Consider the following 16,648-nt stretch of genomic DNA (forward strand, 5'->3'; position numbering starts at 1 on the left):
TAATGTTGATTCAGGCATATAGCCCATTCAACGGACTTGTCCATAACAAAAAGGATTACCATGCAGCCATAACGGCTCTTGGTAGTCCTTTTTTGGTTGTCGAAAACTATTTTTCAAAAATATCTTCCATATGAGAATGATAATTGTTATCATTAAGAAAATAAGACAAAAGGATGGTCCGTATGACTGAACAGTTTCCCTTCATTGCTGAAACCTCATCTCTACCACTCCTCTCCTCCATGTGCCGTGTGCGTCGTGGGGAGAATTTCCGTGTGCAAGGCAAGACGGTGTCACGGCCCATGCTCTGTCTTATTTTGCAAGGAGACGGTGTTCTGGTCCTGAATGATACAGTCTATACGGCGCAAACGGGCAACTTGTTTGTACTGAAGCCAGGAACAACCATTGAGGCCGCCGCACGCTCGAATGTGACCGAATGTATATTGCTAAGCATGGATACGGTTTGTTTGCAGCAAGTACGTGGTGAATGGAAAATGACCTCTTCACCTGCCTTCCCGCTGGATTGGCAGACAGGCAGGTTGCTGGTTCGTCATGAGCAGCAGGCTGTATTACGTTTGGAACAACTGCATGAAACCTATCGCGGTCTTCAACCGGATCACTTTATCAGCATACATAGCCAGCTGCATGAACTGCTGCAATTTCTCTCAGAGAACCGGTTGGAAGCCAATCATGAGAAAGTAGACCCTGCCTTGGAACGCAGTATTATGTATATGCGACGTTACATGAGTGAAGGGATCAGCATGGATCAGCTTGCCAAGATTGCTGGACTCACACCCAGTTCTTATTCACGCAGTTTCAAGAAGGCCAAAGGCATGTCACCGACCGATTACCTGAATCGTTTACGTATAAACGAAGCCAAGAAACAGCTGACAGAGGATTCCTGTGTCCTCAAAGACGTCGCGGTATCTGTCGGGTATGGCAATGAGTATTATTTTAGCCGCAAATTCAAACAAACCTTGGGGATTGCTCCCAGCGTATATATGAAAAGAGATCAACTTCGCGTAGCTACGGCATCCATTATGGGATTCCATGAGAACTTGGCCTCGCTTGGACTGCGCCCGGTAGCTGTGCTGGAAGGTGAAGGTGTGTTTGACCGAGAATCGGATGAATATGAACAAGAACGCCGATTAACCAGACAATTAGATCAACTTCGGCAGGCGAAGCCAGACTTGATTATCGGTGACTTTTACCACAAGCCCTACTATGATCGCCTGAAAAGTATTGCACCCACCATCATCTTGGAGCCCACTGATGACTGGAAAGAGAACCATATTCGCATAGCCGAACTGGTCGGACGTGAGAAGCAAGCGTTGCTAAATTTCAAAGAACTTGCGTTTCGCAAGCTTGAAGCAAGCCTGAACCTACAACCCTATTTCGGACAAAAACGGTTGGCTCTGATGGAGGTTACGAATCAGTTTATTCGCTTACAAGGAACTGGCGAGCATCCATTAAATCACTTGTTGTATGCTGAATTGGGACTTCAGCCTGCTCAGCTTGTATCTCCCGAAAGTTCCAGAAATGAGTATGTTGCGGAAAGTATCCCCGTGCTGGACACGGATTACCTGTTGATCCATCGTGCTTCGCTTCAGCCTGCCAGTGAAAAGGTGTTCCGACGCATGAAACAAACGGCATCGTGGAATCGATCCCCTGCTGTATTGTATGGTAACGTTCACGATATTTCGAACTGGCAACGGTTATGCTGGACCCCGGCTGGCCGGTTGCAGATTCTGAACGAACTGGAACAGATTACTCAGCAGTCTGTAGTCTTTCCTCAGGCAGGTCTGATCGGACATTAGATGAGAACATAGGTTGATACGATGGACAAGATTATCTTTTACAACGTGTTCCTTCATTATAATTCAGTAAGATATTGCACAGGCCAAAGGGCCCTCTCCTATAACGGAAAGGGCCCTTTGCATGTCATTATGAATGTTCCTTAATCTCTTCCTTCGGAACCAGCTTGTATATCTCTTCATCTTCCATGGTATCAATCAACCGATCCAACCATTTGTAATATGCTTCCGCTTGCAAAACTTTGTGTTTGTCTTCCATCAGGATATGGATAAGTTCAGCATCCGCCTCTTCATCCAAATCATCGACTAGTCGATTCAGTTCTTCAATCGATTTGCGTAGAATCTGAAGGTTACTCTCCACGGCTTTTCTCCACTTAATTGCAAAATAATCCGTAAATGTCTGATGCCAGTCATATTCCACTTCATATAGATCTTTCCTGGAACCTTTGCTCCATACTTTATTTACCATTTTCAAATCCAGCAGTGTTCGTACACCTGTACTCATACTCGTTTTGCTCATTTCCATTTCCCGTCCCATATCGTCAAGGGTCATTGGTTTGTCTGCAAAAAATAGCAATCCATATAAGTGTCCCGTCGACAGCGTAACGCCGTAAAGATCCATATTACGTCCAATGGCTTCAATGACACGCTTACGAATCTTCAGCACGGTTGCCTGCTGTTCCTCTTGTAAATGGTCCAAGCCCATGCTTGCAACCTCCATTCTGAACATTCCACAGTCTTTGGCGAAATAATTGCAACACTTTAAAAGTCCTGCTTACATGGGAAAGCACTCGGCCGGACATCATATATGCCAGAGGGCTTTCATTCACCCAATGTATGAAAATGGGAACTTTACCAGGCTACAATTGCCTATGACTATCTTTTAACCAAAAAATTCAGCTTCAATTCAGCTCATTTTCTATTGTAGGAAAAGCAATGTCAAATGTAAAGCTGCCTTATTAGCCAGAATAAGGAGAATGACGGAGTATTTGGACGAAAAACTTTGTACAGTTTTTACTGTACAAACATTATGTACTGTTTATTCGGTTGATATACTGGTTAAGTATTGTTAGTATTAAACTCGTTACCCAGAAAGACGGGAAGCGAAGCAACAACTACCGGATTTCGTGGCTGGGCGCATAAGTGTATGGGCTTATGGATGCTGAAAGCCGTTCGAAGTGCACAACACATCAGAAGGGGTGAAAACATGACCATACTTGAAGTGAAAAACGTAAGTAAATTGTTTGGCCCCCAAACCGAGCAAGGTCTGCAATTACTGGAGCAAGGTTGGGGTAAAGAAAAGTTGGCCAAAGAAAAACAGATAACGGTTGGTGTCAACCGGGTCAACATGGACATTAAAGAAGGCGAGATTTTCGTTATTATGGGACTGTCCGGTAGTGGTAAATCCACACTGGTTCGGATGTTCAACCGTTTGATTGAACCAACATCCGGAGAAATTCTGGTCCATGGTAAGGATCTACGCAAGATGAACAAAGAACAATTGCGCGAAGTGCGCCGGAAAACGATCAGCATGGTCTTCCAGAAGTTTGCGTTGTTCCCGCACCGTACCGTTCTTGATAATGTGGAGTATGGATTGGAAATACAAAAAGTAGACAAGGAAGTACGCCGGGAGAAGGCGAAAACTTCACTGGAGCTGGTTGGCCTTAAAGGCTGGGAAGACAAAATGCCAGATGAACTCAGTGGCGGGATGCAGCAACGTGTCGGCTTGGCGCGTGCACTTGCCAATGACCCGGAAGTACTACTGATGGATGAAGCCTTCAGTGCTCTTGATCCATTGATTCGCCGTGATATGCAAGATGAGTTGATCGAGCTTCAGGATAAAATGAAAAAGACCATTATTTTCATTACCCATGACTTGGACGAAGCGCTGCGCATCGGCGATCGTATTGCCCTCATGAAAGACGGCGCAGTTGTGCAGATCGGTACACCGGAAGAAATCATGATTCAACCGGCCAACTCATATGTGGCCCGCTTCGTCGAAGACGTGGATCTGTCCAAGGTCCTTACAGCATCTCACGTAATGCGTCGCCCTGAAACAATTACGCTTGATCGTGGTCCTCGTGTTGCCCTCGAATTAATGCGCGAACGTGGTATTTCCAACCTGTTTGTCATTGACCGGTCGAAAAAATTGCTTGGTGTTATTACAGCTGAAGATGCAACCCGTGCCATGCGCGAAAACAAATTATTGAACGACATTCTGATCACGGACGGGCCTACTGTTGCGCCTGAGACCTTGATTCATGAATTGTTCGAGATTGTAAGTTCTGCCCATGTGCCGCTCGCTGTTGTTGGTGAGAATGGCCGTCTGCAAGGTGTTATCGTCCGCGGTGCCCTGCTGGGTGCACTTAGCGGTGAAGTTGCAGTAAAGGAGGAACTTGCGAATGATTCCCAAAATACCACTAGCATCGTGGATTGAATCCATCGTTGACTGGATGAGCTCCTCGCTCTCCGGATTGTTTAATGTAATCTCTGTTGTTATTCAAGCAGTAGTCGGATTCTTCTCCGGGCTGTTCATGCTGCCCCATCCACTCCTGTTCATTGCCATATTGGGTGTTCTTGCGTTCCTCGTAGGTCGACTCCCACTGACACTATTTACGGTTATCGGGTTCTTGCTCGTAGATAACTTGGGATACTGGTCCCAATCGATGGACACACTGGGTCTGGTTATCACTTCAGGATTGGTTTCGATCCTGCTTGGTGTGCCTGTCGGAATCTGGCTCGCATACAGTAAAACTGCGGCGCGTATCATTACCCCGCTGCTTGACTTCATGCAGACGATGCCTGCATTTGTCTACTTGCTGCCTGCGGTTACATTCTTTAGTCTTGGTGTCGTTCCAGGTGTTATCGCATCCGTTATATTTGCGATTCCGCCAACGATTCGTCTGACTCACCTGGGTATCAGACAGGTATCTGGCGAATTGGTTGAAGCAGCTGATGCATTCGGCTCAACTTCCATGCAAAAGTTGTTCAAAGTACAACTTCCACTCGCTTTGCCTACCGTGATGTCCGGTATTAACCAGACCATCATGCTGTCACTGTCCATGGTTGTTATTGCATCCATGATCGGTGCACAAGGTATTGGTGCGGAAGTCTATCGTGCTGTAACACAACTGCAAATCGGTAAAGGTTTCGAAGCCGGTCTGGCTGTTGTTGTACTCGCGATTGTCCTGGACCGTTTTACACAAAATGTGTTTATGCCAGGTCGCAAAAAGAACTCACGCATTACAGCCAAGCAAAAAGCATGGATCACTGCTGCGGCAACATTCCTTGTACTTGTAGCTGGTTTCTCACAATACTTCGTTGGTGGCACAACTTCCGCTGGTGGCAACAATTCAGCAGCCAATGCTGTAGGTCAAGAAGTGAACTATCAGATTATTGGTATCGATCCAGGGGCTGGTATCATGAAGTCCGCTGCAAAAGCGATCGAAGACTATAAACTGACTGACTGGACTCTGATTGAAGGCTCTGGTGCAGCCATGACGGCCACGCTGGACAAAGCGATCAAAAATGAAGAACCAATCATTATTACAGGCTGGACTCCGCACTGGATGTTCAACAAATATGATCTGAAATATCTGGAAGACCCTGAGAAATCTTTCGGTGATGCTGAAGAAATTCATACCATCGCCCGTAAAGGTCTGAAAGAAGATCACCCTGTTGCGTTTGAATTCCTGTCCCGTTTCCAATGGACATCGGATGAAATGGGTGAAATGATGACTGCTATCCAGGATGGCATATCCGCAGAAGAAGCAGCTAAAGCCTATGCTGAGAAACATGCCGATCAGATTGCTGAGTGGACCAAAGGTCTGACTCCAGTGAACGGTGATGCATTCAAACTGAGCTATGTGGCTTGGGATTCCGAAATCGCAAGTACGAACTTGCTGAAATATGTGATGGAAAACGAATTGGGTTATAAAGTTAACGCTCTGCAAGTCGAAGCCGGACCAATGTGGACGGGTGTTGCCTCAGGCGATGTAGATGCCTCTCCAGCAGCTTGGCTGCCATTGACACACGCAGACTACTGGGAACGTTACAAAGACCAGGTAGACGACCTGGGGGCCAATATGACAGGTGTACGTACAGGCCTCGTGGTTCCTAGTTACATGACTGAAGTCAATTCGATTGCAGATCTGGAGACAGGTGCCGCTTCTTCCACTCCATCGGCAAGTGCTAATGTGGGCGAAGAGGTTAATCACCAGATTGTTGGTATTGATCCAGGTGCAGGTCTGATGAAGGCCACAGCAAACGCCATTAAGCATTATGATTTGTCTAACTGGAATCTGATTGAAGGCTCTGGAGCAGCAATGACTGCATCATTGGACAAAGCTTATAAAAATGAAGAACCAATCATCGTTACGGGTTGGACTCCGCACTGGATGTTCAATCAGTATGATCTGAAGTATTTGGACGATCCCGACTTAATTTTCGGCGATGCAGAGGAAGTTCACACGGTTGGACGTAAGGGAATCAAAGAAGATCATCCCGTTGCCTATGAGTTCTTCTCTCGTTTTAATTGGACTGCGGATCAAATGAGTGAAATTATGGTAGACATTCAAAAGGGCGTTTCGCCTGAAGAAGCTGCCAAGACTTATGCAGAAAAACATCCGGACCAAATTGAAGAATGGACCAAGGGGTTAACCCCGGTTAAAGGTGACAATTTACGTCTCGGTTATGTTGCATGGGACTCTGAAATTGCGAGTACCAACCTGATGAAGTATGTGCTTGAGACGGATCTGGGTTACACAGTCAAAGCACTGCAAGTCGAAGCTGGTCCAATGTGGGCAGGCTTGGCAGCAGGTGATATTGATGCTTCTCCAGCCGTTTGGCTCCCGCTTACACATGGGGACTACTGGGAGACATATGGTGACCAGATTGAAGATATAGCTGTCAGCATGACAGGAGTTAAACAAGGTCTGGTTGTTCCGACTTACATGGATATCAATTCTGTTGAAGACTTAAAAGATAATTAAACCAGATTGAGATGAATAAACCTGAATTTGGTAAAAAGACCACCGAAATTTTTCGGTGGTCTTTTTGTTATGGCTATGATTTTTTCAGGCATGCTATTTGATTTGATATTCTATCCTGGTCATACTGCATACTTCTACTTCGAGCATTCACACGCTTTTCCATTTTACTCTTCTCACATATCCTCTTACTTCGCCTTCGCTCATGAACATCGTATGTAGATGATACTTGGTGAGTTCGTTTATTTCCCAATAACTATCCGATCAGTAACAGTAGTACACCAATGACAATCATGACTACACCGAGAATACCATATACTACTCTTGCGCCCTGTCTTCCAATAGTCTTCACAAAAATTCCTGCTCTAAAGCTCTTCATAAACCAATCCCAATTGTTGATACCTCCGAGCAAACTAAAAATTCCTGCCGCTATGGCAAATAGTGCGATTAAAACGGGTTGATCTTGCATGTCGTCAACACTCCTTCAATATAATCCTGTCTACTATACCTTCACTTGGTGAAAATTAACAGGCATAAATTAGAAAATAAAAACAGCTTGCAGATGAAAGTCTGCAAGCTGTTTTACACCGTCTATATTATGTGTTTTATTGCTTTTTCAAATCGCTTGCCGCCAATAGCAAGGTTACCACTTCAGCACGTGTTGCTTCAGCGAGTGGGTTAAACATATTTTTCCCTGTTCCCTTCACCAGTCCTGCATCATATGCAGCAGCGATATATGGAACAGCCCACGCCGTTACTTTATCTGCATCCGCGAAACTCAGTGCCGGATTGGACTCCACTGGAAGGCCGAGTGCTCTGGCGAGCATAACCGTCATCTCTACCCGCGATACTTTACCCGTTGAACGGAACGTATCATCCGTGTACCCACTAATGATGCCTTGATCCACTGCCTGAGAAATAAAGGATTGTGCCCATGCAGGTATCCGAGCAGCATCCTTAAACGTCAATGCTTTGTTGCTGGCTGGAAGTTCAAATGCTCTTCCCAACATCACAATGAATTCGGCGCGTGTCGCTGGTGCATTTGGACGGAAATTACCATCCTGATATCCGTTCACAATTCCCCGGGAAATGGCCCGCTCAATGGCAGCAGCAGCCCAGTGATTTCCGATGTCCTTCAGGTCTACAACAGGTGTGGTTGGATTAGGACTTCCTCCATTATCCGGAACGGTTGGCGTAGTTGGGTTTGTAGGATTGGTTGGTGTGGTTGGAGTTACAGGCGGGGTAGGTGTTGTAGACCCTCCACCACTGTTACCACTGCCCGGATTACTTCCATTATTGCCGCCACCATTACCAGGATTGCTTCCATTTCCGTCCCCCGGAAGTGGCGCTCCCTTCAAATCCATACTGCGTCCTTCCGTCTTTTGATCGACTGTACCTACACGGTCCAAATGTTCATGGAAGATTTCATAATCGACCAGATTCAATTCGTAGAATCGATTATCATCTTTCGCTATTCTCATAGCACGATAGAAGTCTCCACCGTTAGCCATGAATGAATTGGTAGCAACGATATAATACCCGTTCGGATCAATATCCGAGTAAGTACCATCTGCATTCTTAATCTGAACTTTGACCACACGTTGACCCACTTGGGTCACGGTATTGGTCGTTGCATCAATTTTCTCGCCTGGTTTCGTGGAATCGTAGTAGAAACGCATGCCTGCCACTTGTGGGAAGCGCCCTTCTCCCGTTTCCACACCACTAACGCCATTTTCCAATGCGGCTGTGATTTCCTTGCCCGTCATTTTCAACGCAGACAGATTATTACCGAATGGCATCACAGTCAGGAGATTGCCCAGCGTAATATCACCTGTCTGGAATGAAGCACGAATGCCACCGCCGTTTTGGATCGCGACGTATCCTTTGACGTCGTTTTCCTGCACAATGGATTTCACTTTCTCCAGCATACCGTCTGTCATCAGGTTTCCTAAATTGGTTTCCTGTTTCCGCACAGTGCCACGTTCTCCATCCAGGTAGACATTTGTTTTACCGATAATCGTTTTCTTGAACTGTTCCAACTGAGGAGCATATTCTGCCAGCTTGTTTGCGGCTTCCACATCATCAGCATAGATGAATTGGTTGGAAGCATCTTTCGCATCCAGGCTCAGCAGTTTACCCTTCCATTTTTTCAATATACCCACTTCATCAAACGTAACATCCAATTGACCAAGAGAAACATCATATTCCCCAGTCTGCACAACCAAAGTTGGGTCCGCATGGGTATCCACCAAAACTGGTGCGTTCAGAATGGTGTGTGAATGCCCGCCTACCACAATATCGATTCCTTCTACGGCTTCAGCTAATTTCAGATCCTCAGAGTAGCCAAGGTGAGTCAAAGCAATGATTTTATTGATACCTTCCTTTTGCAGCATCTGTACAGTTGCTTGTGCACTTGCCTTATAATCCGCAAACTTCAAGTCATCTCCCGGTGAAGAAAGAGATACCGTGTCAGGTGTTGTCAGTCCGAAAATACCGACTCGCTCACCATTCACTTCCGTAATAATCGCCGGATAGATTCCAGCTTTCTCACCCGGATCACCGATGCTATTGTTGTACAAGCCACTCAAGCTCGCATCCTTTGAATAATCAATATTAGTACTCACAAACGGGAACTCTGCTTTTTCAATAAATGATTTCAGTACACTTGGACCTTTATCAAACTCATGGTTACCAAAAGTCATGGCATCATATCCGATCATGTTCATGAACTCCAGATCAGCCAGACCACTAAACAGATTGAAGTACAATGTACCAGAGAATACGTCCCCTGCATCCAGCACCAGAGTATTATCATTGCGTGTTTCCTTAATTGCCGTTACTCGGCGCGGGATGTTATCCAGATGCGCATGCGTATCATTCGTGTGCAGTACGCGCAGGTTGAAGTCCCCTTCTTCCACTGAATCTCCAATACTTAATTGTGCGAGTAGTGGATCATGGTCGCTCACCCGTCCATCCGCTGTCTCAAAATCGGCATTCACATGTACCACTTCGATAGCTGCTGTCTCAGTCAGATTTTTACTCACCAGAATGTGATCCAGTGTCTGAGAGTTTCCATCATAGATGTAGGAATACCGCTGATTTTCTGGTAGTTCGTTTACCAGGTTATCCAGTTCATCACCTTCAACAATGTTCAATGTTTTTGAGAAATGGAAGTCATTGAAATCACCGAGAACGGCGACATTTACATCAGGGTCTTTGTTCAGTAACTCTTTCACAAATCCATTCACCAATGCAGCTTGCTTCGCACGTTGAACTTCACTGCTTCGAGTGGCAGGCTGTATGTTTCCAAAAGGTTTCAGGTCTCCACCTTTGGAATTGAAGTGATTGGCAATCACCACTACACGTTCACCATTGAATTCGAATTCAGCTGCAAGTGGTTTGCGGGAGCTGGCGAACGCCTCATCCCCTGGTGCAATACGACCCGGGTTATTGGAGAGACTGCCGTCAGCTTTGACTGTGATCGCTGTCGTAGCATTTCCTTTTCCGATACCAGTAGCCAACGATACACGGTTCGGTTGATAAAGGAATCCTACACGAATATTGGCACCAGGTGCCCCGCCATCCTTGTTATTTTCCGGAGAAATCTCACTATATCGATATGTTGGTCCGTTGTTCGTTTTGATTGCATCAATTAGAGTCTGAAAACTCTCATTGGACGCTGTTGTGCCCGTGTCGGCATCGCCATCGTTATCCTGAACTTCCATAATGCCAATGATGTCTGGCGTGTTCAGATTATCCACGATAATTTTGCCGATTTTACTGGCTCGTGTTGCATCTTTTTTGCTGAAGTTCTCCACATTAAACGTAGCAATGGTCAGTTTATCTGCCGCTTGTTCAATGGAAGTAGTCGCTTGTTTCGTTTCTCCAGGGATAACTGCTGGCAAACTCCCTTCCGGACTAACCTTGAAATTGCCACTAGAATAGGTCATTACTCCGACTACATTACCATCCAACTCATCGCCTGTTTTTACTGCTTTGGAAGGTTTCTTGCCGATAAACAGACGTTGCGGATTGAGATCACTCTCATTCATACCTTTCTTGTTATCGGTCAGAATAACACCACCGTTAGGTGTGCGAAGTGGATTGTTCTCACCATTATCCACAACAACGGCCAAACCCGGTTGACTAGAGTAAGGACCTATAATTTCAGGCTTTTCCAGTTCAACACGCATGCCTTCCAGACTTTCATAGAAGTCTATAGCATCCTTCTCGGGATTAAATTCTGCAAAAGAGTCCGAGTCAATGACTGTTGGAATGATTCGTCCATTGACACCCAACTTCACAGGTACAGGTAGATCGACCTTATCTAACACTTTTACAATGGTATTCGCCGTAATTTGCGTGGTGGTTAATTCGTTAACCGCCCCATATTCCGTAACTTTGCCGGATACCTTCACCTGGTTGCCAACGATAACTCCATGACTCGGTTTATAAACCTGAATGGCTTCGGATGTCCGATGATCATCGTCCATCTCATCCGGAAGCTCTTGCATGTAAAAACTGCTTGTACTGACAGAGGTAACAACACCTTCGATATCCTTAACGTCGTAGCCGTTAAAAACAGAGGTATGTCCTGCGCCCTGAATATCATGGATACGCAAGTTTTCTTTATCAGGAAGCACTTGATACGTAAAGGAGTACACTGCACTGGATTGTCCATTAAGAATAGCAACGGCTTTGATTACGATGTCTTGATCAATCACTATTGGACTACTATACACGGCGGAAGAAGAAGTAGGCTCTGTATTATCCGTCGTGTAATGTACAACTGCACCATTGGCTGGAGAGGTTAATGTGACTTCATTGTTTCGGGGAATTCCGCCAGATGGAACACTTGCCATCACAGACAGGCTATTTTCTACAACATCTGCGGCTGTTCTAGGCAAAAGCTCTAATCCGTAATTACTGTTGAAGGTCAGAACGCCCTGCACATATTCGTAGGTTTTGCCGACAGTTAGCGCGGTAGGAGAGTTTTTGGCATAAATCGTCATCTCAGCACCGTGACTATCCGTAGCGTAAAACGTCGAACTACTGCCCCGTGTTACCTGAATATCTCTTACTTCGACAAACATTCCCTCATACTTTTCGCCCGGACCTTTGTTACTTTGGTCTGCTGGTCTGACAAAGTCTGTGGACACCATATTTTTGGGTTCGGGGAGTGTTATATTTTGCTCAGTGACCTTCATGTATCCTTCGGAAAAACCTGACTTATCCTTCTCGATCTGGACGAGTCCGCTGTAGTGGGTAATTGGACCATACACTTCAATACGATCCCCCACGTCAACTTGATTTTTCGCTCGGACTACAATGCCAGCCTCTTCGTCTTGGATATAATAATTCGTGAATTCTCCAGAGAGTTCACTGTACGTTACGACACCTGAAACGGCTACATTTGTATTTGGTGCAAGTACTCGTGCATCAGCAATGGATATGATTCCAGTCCCGTCTGCTTCCTGCACTTCTGCATTATCCGTCTCAGCTGGTTCCTCACTTTCAGTTTCATCCATATCATCATCTTCGTTAGTCGGTGACTCTAGGTCTGACGATTCTTCAGTTGGGACAGCATCCGGTATGGATGTCTCCTGATCACTTGTTTGCGGCTCTTCCGTTACTACACTTTCCTCATCAGCATATGCGGTGCTACTTAATCCACCTATTGGTGCCGCACCTGTAACGACAAGAACGAAAACCAGAAACCCTTGTGCCCAACGTTTCACTTGCTTGTTGTTCATTCGTCCTACCCCCATGTTTTCAACTTGGCAATCATTTGTTCAGCCAGCTTGTACATTAGTTCAAATATAAGATAACTGAATAAAAGACTTGTGTAAACAATATTTCTTCGATATGAAAGAAAATAGAACATATACATTACACAAAAAAAATCATTTTCTATTATTCAATGCTAATCAGGACTAATTTCAGATCAAATTCATGTCTTTTTGATTTTTTTGAGTCATATCCATGTGCACATTAAACCATTTACGTTAAATAAATTAACATACAAGTTATAAATCGTTTCGTATTTCGACATTTAGTGACAGCATCTTTCTATCCCTTCTCAAGAAAAATCAGACTTAAGTCTTATAGAATTTCAAGACACAGACATAACAATACGACGATCAGGAATGATCGCCGCATCTTTATTTTGAGATTAGCCTACAATTATTTCTTCACCGTACTGTTATATTGCGCAATCTTGTCTGTAATTTGTTTAGCTGCTGCATCCAATGCTTCCTGTGGTGTACCTTGTCCATTTAGGACCGTTTCAATCGCTCCTTCGACAAGTTGTCTGGCTTCCGGGAATACACCCATTAATGCCCCGGATGTTGCTGTCGAATCCGCGGAAGCGTGCAATTGGTCGACGGCTGTCTGGAATTGCGGGTACTTCGCCATATTATCCTTTAATACTTGCTCATTGTAGGCTGCTGTCGTAATAGGGAAGTATCCTGTCGCAACACTCCAGTTTGCTTGTACCTCTGGTGTAGCCAAGTACTTGATGAATTCCCATGCCGCTTGTTGTTGTGCTTCGGATTTGTTGTTCATGATGTACAAGCTTGCTCCACCCACTACAACGCCGCCATCTTTTCCATCCGCTGGACGAGGCAGGAAGCCTGTTCCCAGTTCAAACTTGCCACCTGAACCTTCTACGATTTTGCGTAGGCCAGCCGTGGAATCAAGGGTCATACCGATTTGCTGAGCGGTAAATGCTGCTGTTGTATCATCTGTGCTACGTCCCAGATTGGAGAGGGTTTTCTCGTCAATCATCTTTTTCCACCACGTTAATGTCTTTACTCCAGCTTCGGAGTTCAGGCGAGACTCTGTAGCTGCCTCATTTCTCCCGTTTCCATTGTTTACATAATCTGCATTCTGGTTTGCAAAGAACTGTTCCATAAACCAGCCGTAGATCGCCATGGATGCACCTGGCTTACCGTCTTTCGCCAATGCCTTTGCTGCTTGCTCAAATTCTTCATATGTCTTTGGCGGGTTCTCCGGATCCAGACCAGCTGCTTTGAACATATCCTTGTTGTAATACAGGATCGGGTTGGATGTGTTAAACGGCATCGCGTTCAATTTGCCATCGATGGTGTAGTATCGGATGATATTTGGCTCCAGTTGGGACAGGTCGAACTGATCCTTGTCGATGAATTGTTGTACTGGCGTAATCATGCCCGAATCAATCATGAACTTGCTACCAATCTCATAGACCTGGATAATGTCTGGACCACTGTCTGAGCCCATGGATGCTTTGAGTTTGTTCAAGCTCTCATCGTACTTCCCTTGATAGATGGGTTTCACCTGAATGTCCGGATGGCTGGCGTTAAAGTCGGAAGCGAGTTGGTTAATGGCTTTCTCCCCAGCGCCAGACATGGAATGCCACCACGTCAATTGTGTTGTTTCAGCTGCAGCAGCTTCTGCTTGAGCTCCACTTGCCGGGCTGCTTGTTTCAGCTTTTGTTCCGCAAGCGGAGATGACCAACATGAGTGCAGCCAGCATTAATGCAAATGTTCCTCTTTTTTTCAAACGAAATCGCTCTCCTTTTATATGGCTCGCGTAATAATAAAATCTTGGGGATGCGGTGTGGCCGTTACGGTTACGAATCGTTCTTTTGATCGCTGTTATCCCCGGATTTTTCTTATTCTCCCCTTCTTAGGGGAAAATCCGGGGATAAAGGCGAACGCTTTGCTTCTTCAGAATCGATTTCGTCCCCTCCACTACTACCGTCGTTCATCTCAACATCTTATTGAAAAGCGAGCCTCATTTTATTCGCTCCTGGTATCAAAACCTTCAGATCTTCCATTCACTTAAATACTCGTAAAACCTTCTCTCCTTACCCCTTCAGCGCGCCTGCGGCCATTCCGCGGACAAGCTGTTTCAACCCGAAGATCAATAGTAGTAAGGATGGTAGAATGACCATTGCTGTTCCGGCAAACACCAGATTCCACGCTGTAGATTCCTGGAACTCCAACATCGAGATTCCGATCTGTGCGGTTCTCATTTCCGGTGTATTTGTCACCAGCAGCGGCCAAAGATACGAATTGTACATGCTTAAGAATGAATAGATTGCCAATGTACCAAGTGCCGGACGGGACAAAGGCAAGACGTGCGATATGAAATAGCGAATATGACCACAACCGTCGATCCTCGCCGCCTCAAACAGTTCCTTGGGCAGTTGCATGAAGAACTGTCTCAACAGGAATGTACCAAACGCCGTTGCCAGAAACGGCACCGTCAGCCCCTGGTAACTATCCAGCCAACCCCAGCTGCGAACCGTCAGGTAGTTGGGGATCATCGTTACTTCCCATGGAATCATCATCGTTGCGACAAACATGCTGAAGATGACGTTTTTGCCTTTGAACTGCATTTTCGCAAAAGCATAGGCTGCCATACTCGCTGTAATCAGTTGACCAAGCGTTGTCAGTCCTGCGACAAGAAAGGTATTGCCGATAAATCGGCCGATCGGAACAATAGCAAATACTTCGCTAAAGTTGGACAGATCGATGGAGTTTGGAATGATATGTGGCGGATAAGCACTCGCATCTTCCGGTTTCATCACGGCCATGAAAAAGGTGTACATCACCGGATATAACACTAGTGCTGCACAGATCGTCAGTAATACATACAACAGCGTTTTGGTCCATGTCGCACTCATTGGTAATGCACTTTCCTTTCTACCCATTTGAACTGGATCAGGGTCAGCAGCATAATCACCACGAACAGGATCAGTGCTTGTGCACTACCTGTACCAAAGCGGAAATTAACGAAGGCTTCCTGATAGATGGAATAGACAAACACATTCGTACTGTCCATCGGGCCACCCCGGGTTAGAATGTTGATCTGACCGAACGATTGAAAAGCGCCAATGATCGATACGACCGTAACAAAAAATAACGTTGGTGACAGTAGCGGCATCGAGATTTTACGAAATGTAAGCAATGCTCCTGCGCCATCAATCTTGGCACTCTCGTAGATCTCATCCGGGATGCCTGCCAGGCCACTGGATAGAATAATGTAGTTGAACCCGAGGTTCATCCAGATGGTCATGATGGAGATCGAGATCAATGCCCAATCCGGGCTGGTAAGCCAGGGAATTGGTTCGATACCTACTTTGCCAAGCAGATAATTCAGCATGCCCAGGGTCGGATGGAATAGAAACTTCCAGATCACTGCTGACGAACCGACGGATAACACCACGGGCAGAGAGAATACAAATTGAAACACACGCATTCCCTTGAACCGGTTGTGAGTCAGTGCAGCCAGAATCAGAGCAGCCAACATACCTGTGGGGACTGTAAACAGCACAAATAGTAACGTCACTTTCATCCCTTGCATAAACAGTCCTGATTGGAACACGGCCTTGAAGTTATCCAGTCCTACATAAGCCGCAATCTGTCCCGTCGGATCTGTGGAATGCAGACTCAGGTACACGGACTTAAACATCGGGTAAAACAGAAACACTGCAAACAAAAGCAGCGATGGTGCCAGGAAACCATAGGCCAGCAGATTCTCCCGCATTCGCTGCACGCGCAGCGAGGCTGTCCGTCGCTCACTCGTACCGGTTACGCGCCGTTTGGCGGCGGGCAAGCTGATCCGGTTATCAAGCTCACTCATCGGATTTTCTTCCCCCTTGTTTCACGCATTCAGTGTGTGTGAAATGTTACATCAACTTCAGCACCACGTTATCTAGTGTACGAGTCGAATGTCACAGCAAAATTCATTCTGAATCAACGTAACGTTAATCATGGACAAGGGGCTTTACGCAAATGTGTATCCATTCGAAAGCGCTATCCAGACCGGATTTTAAGACAAAAAAACCGCAAGAACTCCCCT

At 45.8% G+C, this 16,648-nt stretch carries 9 protein-coding genes; 3 read left to right on the forward strand and 6 right to left on the reverse strand.

All coding sequences use genetic code 11. The features are described from left to right. Positions 1 to 182: 182 nt before the first annotated feature. On the forward strand, positions 183 to 1,814 hold the full coding sequence (locus FE296_RS23785; protein WP_190945493.1) for a helix-turn-helix domain-containing protein: 1,632 nt from the start codon (positions 183 to 185) through the stop codon (positions 1,812 to 1,814). 127 nt (positions 1,815 to 1,941) lie between these two features. Here FE296_RS23785 and FE296_RS23790 read toward each other — a convergent pair whose 3' ends face one another. Further along, the gene (locus FE296_RS23790) at positions 1,942 to 2,517 is read right to left on the reverse strand and encodes a GbsR/MarR family transcriptional regulator (RefSeq protein WP_124116992.1); all 576 of its coding nucleotides are present in this window, start codon (positions 2,515 to 2,517) and stop codon (positions 1,942 to 1,944) included. Positions 2,518 to 3,018: 501 nt separating this feature from the next. On the opposite strand from FE296_RS23790, the gene FE296_RS23795 reads away from it, so the two are divergent. Both FE296_RS23795 and FE296_RS23800 read left to right on the forward strand, forming a co-directional pair. Continuing rightward, positions 3,019 to 4,248 (forward strand): quaternary amine ABC transporter ATP-binding protein, encoded by a 1,230-nt coding sequence (locus tag FE296_RS23795; RefSeq protein WP_124116993.1) that lies wholly within the window; start codon positions 3,019 to 3,021, stop codon positions 4,246 to 4,248. Further along, positions 4,214 to 6,802, forward strand: coding sequence for a glycine betaine ABC transporter substrate-binding protein (locus FE296_RS23800; RefSeq protein WP_150366561.1), 2,589 nt, complete (start codon positions 4,214 to 4,216; stop codon positions 6,800 to 6,802). Before FE296_RS23795 ends, FE296_RS23800 begins: the two co-directional genes overlap by 35 nt. A 253-nt stretch (positions 6,803 to 7,055) precedes the next feature. Here FE296_RS23800 and FE296_RS23805 read toward each other — a convergent pair whose 3' ends face one another. From FE296_RS23805 to FE296_RS23825, 5 genes are all read right to left on the reverse strand, one after another. Further along, positions 7,056 to 7,268 (reverse strand): immunity 17 family protein, encoded by a 213-nt coding sequence (locus FE296_RS23805; protein WP_047842001.1) that lies wholly within the window; start codon positions 7,266 to 7,268, stop codon positions 7,056 to 7,058. Between the two features lie 136 nt (positions 7,269 to 7,404). Beyond that, entirely contained in the window at positions 7,405 to 12,552 is a 5,148-nt protein-coding gene (locus FE296_RS23810; RefSeq protein ID WP_190945495.1) for an S-layer homology domain-containing protein, read from the reverse strand. Between the two features lie 430 nt (positions 12,553 to 12,982). Continuing rightward, positions 12,983 to 14,314: an ABC transporter substrate-binding protein gene (locus tag FE296_RS23815; protein ID WP_150366669.1), complete on the reverse strand. Its 1,332-nt coding sequence runs from the start codon at positions 14,312 to 14,314 to the stop codon at positions 12,983 to 12,985. A 334-nt stretch (positions 14,315 to 14,648) separates the two neighbouring features. Beyond that, entirely contained in the window at positions 14,649 to 15,470 is an 822-nt protein-coding gene (locus FE296_RS23820) for a carbohydrate ABC transporter permease (protein WP_150366563.1), read from the reverse strand. Beyond that, positions 15,467 to 16,429 (reverse strand): carbohydrate ABC transporter permease, encoded by a 963-nt coding sequence (locus tag FE296_RS23825; protein WP_124116998.1) that lies wholly within the window; start codon positions 16,427 to 16,429, stop codon positions 15,467 to 15,469. The genes FE296_RS23820 and FE296_RS23825 overlap by 4 nt, the downstream gene beginning before the upstream one ends. Between the last annotated feature and the right edge of the window lie 219 nt (positions 16,430 to 16,648).

The sequence above is a fragment of the Paenibacillus sp. UASWS1643 genome, from assembly GCF_008693195.1.
In the GTDB taxonomy this organism is placed as follows: Bacteria; Bacillota; Bacilli; order Paenibacillales; family Paenibacillaceae; genus Paenibacillus; species Paenibacillus amylolyticus_B.

Coding starts and splice junctions, on each gene's coding strand:
- FE296_RS23800 (WP_150366561.1), top strand. CDS start 4,214: ATGATTCCCAAAATACCACTAGCATCGTGGATTGAATCCATCGTTGAC.
- FE296_RS23795 (WP_124116993.1), top strand. CDS start 3,019: ATGACCATACTTGAAGTGAAAAACGTAAGTAAATTGTTTGGCCCCCAA.
- FE296_RS23810 (WP_190945495.1), bottom strand. CDS start 12,552: ATGAACAACAAGCAAGTGAAACGTTGGGCACAAGGGTTTCTGGTTTTC.
- FE296_RS23825 (WP_124116998.1), bottom strand. CDS start 16,429: ATGAGTGAGCTTGATAACCGGATCAGCTTGCCCGCCGCCAAACGGCGC.
- FE296_RS23815 (WP_150366669.1), bottom strand. CDS start 14,314: ATGCTGGCTGCACTCATGTTGGTCATCTCCGCTTGCGGAACAAAAGCT.
- FE296_RS23785 (WP_190945493.1), top strand. CDS start 183: ATGACTGAACAGTTTCCCTTCATTGCTGAAACCTCATCTCTACCACTC.
- FE296_RS23805 (WP_047842001.1), bottom strand. CDS start 7,268: ATGCAAGATCAACCCGTTTTAATCGCACTATTTGCCATAGCGGCAGGA.
- FE296_RS23820 (WP_150366563.1), bottom strand. CDS start 15,470: ATGAGTGCGACATGGACCAAAACGCTGTTGTATGTATTACTGACGATC.
- FE296_RS23790 (WP_124116992.1), bottom strand. CDS start 2,517: ATGGGCTTGGACCATTTACAAGAGGAACAGCAGGCAACCGTGCTGAAG.